General features: G+C 74.1%; 4 protein-coding genes. All 4 read right to left on the bottom strand.

Annotated features, from left to right (window positions below; genetic code table 11):
• Window positions 1–244 precede the first annotated feature (244 nt).
• The gene (locus ABZ641_RS27870) at window positions 245–667 is read right to left on the bottom strand and encodes a hypothetical protein (RefSeq protein ID WP_344625701.1); all 423 of its coding nucleotides are present in this window, start codon (window positions 665–667) and stop codon (window positions 245–247) included.
• Window positions 668–933: 266 nt separating this feature from the next.
• Window positions 934–1950: a BadF/BadG/BcrA/BcrD ATPase family protein gene (locus ABZ641_RS27865; protein WP_359986006.1), complete on the bottom strand. Its 1017-nt coding sequence runs from the start codon at window positions 1948–1950 to the stop codon at window positions 934–936.
• 39 nt (window positions 1951–1989) lie between these two features.
• Window positions 1990–3270: a 6-phospho-beta-glucosidase gene (locus ABZ641_RS27860; protein WP_344625728.1), complete on the bottom strand. Its 1281-nt coding sequence runs from the start codon at window positions 3268–3270 to the stop codon at window positions 1990–1992.
• Window positions 3271–3278: 8 nt separating this feature from the next.
• Window positions 3279–4138: carbohydrate ABC transporter permease (locus tag ABZ641_RS27855; RefSeq protein ID WP_359986003.1), on the bottom strand; the 860-nt coding region annotated here is incomplete at its 5' end.

The raw sequence follows: 4138 nt of genomic DNA, 5'->3' as shown, positions 1-4138 counted from the left end.
GGAGGGCTACGCGATCGCCACCGTCGCCCGCCGGGCCGAGGTGCCGGTGCGGCTGGTCAAGTACGTCAGCGACGAGGCCGACGACGGCGCGGCGCACACCTGGCGCGAGTCGGTGGACGCCTGCGCGAAGATCCTCGCGGCCTGGGCGGACGAGCACCTCGGCGACCGCTGAGGCGCGCACCGCGCACACGGCGGAGGCCGGGACCGTCGCGGTCCCGGCCTCCGGCCGTTCGTGGCGGCGGGATCAGCCGGTGATCTGCACGCCGGTCAGCGCGGGCACGAACTGGTCCAGCTCGGAACGCCAGTAGCGGGCGACGTTCAGGCGGGTCGCCTTCTGCTCGCCGGGGAAGTGGAACTGCATCGAGCTCCACATCGCGGCCCGCTTCACCTCGGTGATCAGGGTGCGCGCCTGCTCCAGCGGCACCACGTGCACCAGCTCCTGCGGCCGGTTGCTCATCCGCGAGGCGCGGTGCACGACGACCACGCGCTCGGTGAGGGTGACGAAGTAGTACTTCACGAACAGCTGGCCGATCAGGCCGAGCTGGCTCATCAGCCACGGGCTCGGGCCGGTGACGGTGTGGAAGGTGACGACGGGCCGGTCGTTCGGCTCGATCGCCGCGATCGCCTCGGCGACCTGCTCCTGCATGGTGGACTTACGGATCGCCATCTGGCGCTTCCCCCTGGGGATCGGGTGGGCGCCCCGTGGACGGGCGCCGTACGAAGCCGGGAGCGTAGCGTTCGTGGGACCGTCCTATCAACGTTCAAACCTCCCGACCCGGATTCTTGACCGCTCCTTGACCGGCCGGCCACCCGCGGGACACCGGCGGCCCGCCGCCCGCCCCGGGGTGTGCGGGCCCCGGGGCGGACGGCGGGAGATCGGGACACCGGCGGCCGGGACACGGCCGCCCGGACGCCGGAACGCCGGACGGCCGGTCAGGCGGCCGCCGGGTGCACCGGTTCGTAGGCGGCGCGCAGCCGCAGCTGCGCCCGGTCGTCGGCGCCGATCCGGTCGAGGCCGAGCAGGGCGGCGCCGAGGACGGGCGGTGCCACCACGATCCGCGGCTCGGCGAGCGGCGCGGCGGCGGCCAGCCGGGCCGTCACGTTGTCGACCAGCAGCGGCAGCCGGGCGGCGAGCACACCGCCGCCGAGCACCACCGGGACGGCCTCGTCCAGCAGGCCGAGCCGCCGCAGCGCGACGGTGGCGAAGCGGACGATCTCGTCGGCCTGCCGGTCGACCAGGCCGAGCGCCACCCGGTCGCCCGCCTCCGCGGCGGCGAACAGCACCGGGACGAGCTCGTGCAGCCGCTCCGCGGCGATCTCGCCGAGGTGCATCCCCTCGGCCACGGCGGTGGCGGAGGGCCGTCCGAAGTGCGCGCCGATCGCCGCGGCGAGCCCGGTCGGCGCGCCCCGGCCGTCCTCGGCCCGGGTGGCGTGCCACATCGCCTCGGCGGCCAGTCCGCCGCCGCCGCCCCAGTCACCGGTGAGCCGGCCGAGCGCGGGGAAGCGCGCGGTGCGCCCGTCCGGCAGCAGGCCCACGCAGTTGATGCCGGCGCCGCAGACCACGGCGACGCCGCGCGGGCCGTCGGTGCCGGCCCGCAGCAGGCCGAAGGTGTCGTTGGCGACGGCCGCGGTGGTGCCCCACCCGCGGGCCTCCAGTGCGGCGAGCAGCCGCTCCTCCTCGACCGGCAGGTCGGCGTTGGCGAGGCAGGCCGAGACGTGCGCGGCCACCGGGGCACCCGGTCTCAGACCGGCCTGTGCGGCGACCGACTCGACCAGCGGGGCGAGGCCGCCGATGGCCTCGTCGGCGCCGTCGAGCTGCGGCTGGAAGCCGCCGCCGCGGGCGGAGCCGAGCACCGTGCCGTCGGCGGCGACCAGCGCCACGTCGGTCTTGCTGTTCCCGGCGTCGACGGCGAGGACGCCGGGGAGCGGGGCGTCGTGCTGGCGGTTCATCGGTTCTCCCCGGGGTGGTGCGAGGCGGTCATCGTCGGGTCACGCCCAGCCGAGGTGGGCGCGGTTGTGGGCGATCAGCCGGTCGGTGAGCCGGTCGGCGAGGTCGATCTGGCCGACCAGCGGGTGGGCGAGCAGGGCGTCGAAGACCCGGTCCCGGCCGCCCTTGAGCGCGGCGTCCAGCGCCAGGTGCTCGTAGGCGGTGACGGCGGCGATCAGGCCCGCGTAGAGCGGTTCGACCGGGCGCTGCGGCAGCGGGCGCACGCCCTGCGGGTCGACCTCGGCGGGCACCTCGATCACCGCGTCGTCGGGCAGGAAGGGCAGCACGCCGTCGTTGCGGGTGTTGACCACCTGGACGCCCGTGGTGCCGTCGGTGCCGAGCAGTGCGGCGATCAGCTGGACGGCGGCCTCCGAGTAGAAGGCGCCGCCGCGCTTGCCGAGCAGCTCGGGCTTGGTGTCCAGGGCCGGGTCGGCGTACATCTCCAGCAGCTGCCGCTCGATCGCGGCGACCGCGGCGGCCCGCGAGCCCTGCACCCTCAACTCCTCGACCACCAGGTCGTGCTGGTAGAAGTAGCGCAGGTAGTAGGAGGGCACCACGCCGAGCCGGCGGACGACGTCGAGCGGCAGGTGCAGGTCGGCGGCGATCGCCTCGCCGTGGCCGGCGAGCAGTTCCGGCAGCACCTCGCGGCCGGTGGCGGCGCCGGGGGCGTCGAGCAGGGTGACGCCGCGCTCCCAGGTGAGGTGGTTGAGGCCGACGTGGTCGAGGCGGACGCGCTCGGGCTCGACGCCGAGGTGGCCGGCGAACTTCCGCTGGAAGCCGATCGCGACGTTGCACAGGCCGACGGCCTTGTGGCCGGCGGTCTGCAGGGCGCGGGTGACGATGCCGACCGGGTTGGTGAAGTCGACGATCCAGGCGTCCGGGTTGGCCCGGCGCACCGTCTCGGCGATGTCCAGCACCACCGGGACGGTGCGCAGCGCCTTCGCCAGCCCGCCCGCGCCGGTGGTCTCCTGGCCGACGCAGCCGCACTCCAGCGGCCAGGTCTCGTCCTCGTTGCGGGCGGCCTGTCCGCCGACCCGCAGCTGCAGCAGGACGGCGTCGGCGCCCTGCACGCCCGCGGCGACCTCGGACGCGGTGGTGACCCGCGCGTCGTGGCCCTGCCGGGCGAAGATCCGCCGGGCGAGGCCGGCGATCAGCTCCAGCCGGTCGGCGGCCGGGTCGACCAGGACGAGCTCGCCGATCGGCAGGGTGTCCCGCAGCCGGGCGAAGCCGTCGATCAGCTCGGGTGTGTAGGTGGAACCGCCGCCGACGATTGCCAACTTCAGTGCGGACATCAGCCCTTGACCCCTGTCAGTGTCACGCCTTCGATGAAGGCCTTCTGTGCGAAGAAGAAGAGGATGATCACCGGCGCCATCACCAGCAGGGTGGCGGCCATGGTGAGGTTCCAGTCGGTGTGGTGGGCGCCCTTGAACGACTCCAGGCCGTAACTCAGCGTCCAGGCGCCCGGGTTCTCGCTGGCGTAGATCTGCGGGCCGAAGTAGTCGTTCCAGCAGGAGAAGAACTGGAAGAGCGCGACCGCGGCGATCGCCGGCCGGGCCATCGGCAGGACCACCCGCAGCAGGGTGCGGACGTCGCCGCAGCCGTCGATCCGGGCGGCCTCCAGGTACTCGTTCGGCACGGTCAGCAGGAACTGCCGCAGCAGGAAGATGGAGAACGCGTCGCCGAAGGCCATCGGCACCACCAGCGGCCAGAGCGAGCCGGTCAGGTGGAGCTGCTTGGCCCAGAACAGGTACATCGGGATCACGGTGACCTGCGGCGGCAGCATCATCATCGAGACCACCGCCATCAGGGCGAGCCGGCGGCCGCGGAAGCGGAACTTGGCCAGGGCGTACGCCACGGGCAGGCTGGAGACGACGGTGAGCAGGGTGCCGAGGCCCGCGTACAGCAGGCTGTTGCGCCACCAGGTGAGGAAGCCGGGGGTGCGCCAGACCTGCGCGTAGTTCTCCCAGTGCCAACTCGTGGGCCACAGCTCGGAGGTGAGCGCCTGACGGTCGCTCATCACCGAGGTGAGCAGCACGAAGACGAAGGGCAGCAGGAAGAACAGCGCGGCGGCGATCGCCAGCGAGTGCACGGCGACCCATTCGAGGGCGGCGCGGCGGCGGGCGGTGCGGGCGGCGGCCGTCCGGGCGCGGG

The sequence above is a fragment of the Kitasatospora sp. NPDC007106 genome, from assembly GCF_040634455.1.
Taxonomy (GTDB): Bacteria; Actinomycetota; Actinomycetes; order Streptomycetales; family Streptomycetaceae; genus Kitasatospora; species Kitasatospora arboriphila.
The sequence above is the reverse complement of the archived record's forward strand: the minus strand, read 5'-3'. Positions and strand labels throughout refer to the sequence as shown.

Bases quoted from the DNA above. Each gene is read 5' to 3' on its own strand.
- ABZ641_RS27870 (WP_344625701.1), bottom strand. From the start codon at position 667: ATGGCGATCCGTAAGTCCACCATGCAGGAGCAGGTCGCCGAGGCGATC.
- ABZ641_RS27865 (WP_359986006.1), bottom strand. From the start codon at position 1,950: ATGAACCGCCAGCACGACGCCCCGCTCCCCGGCGTCCTCGCCGTCGAC.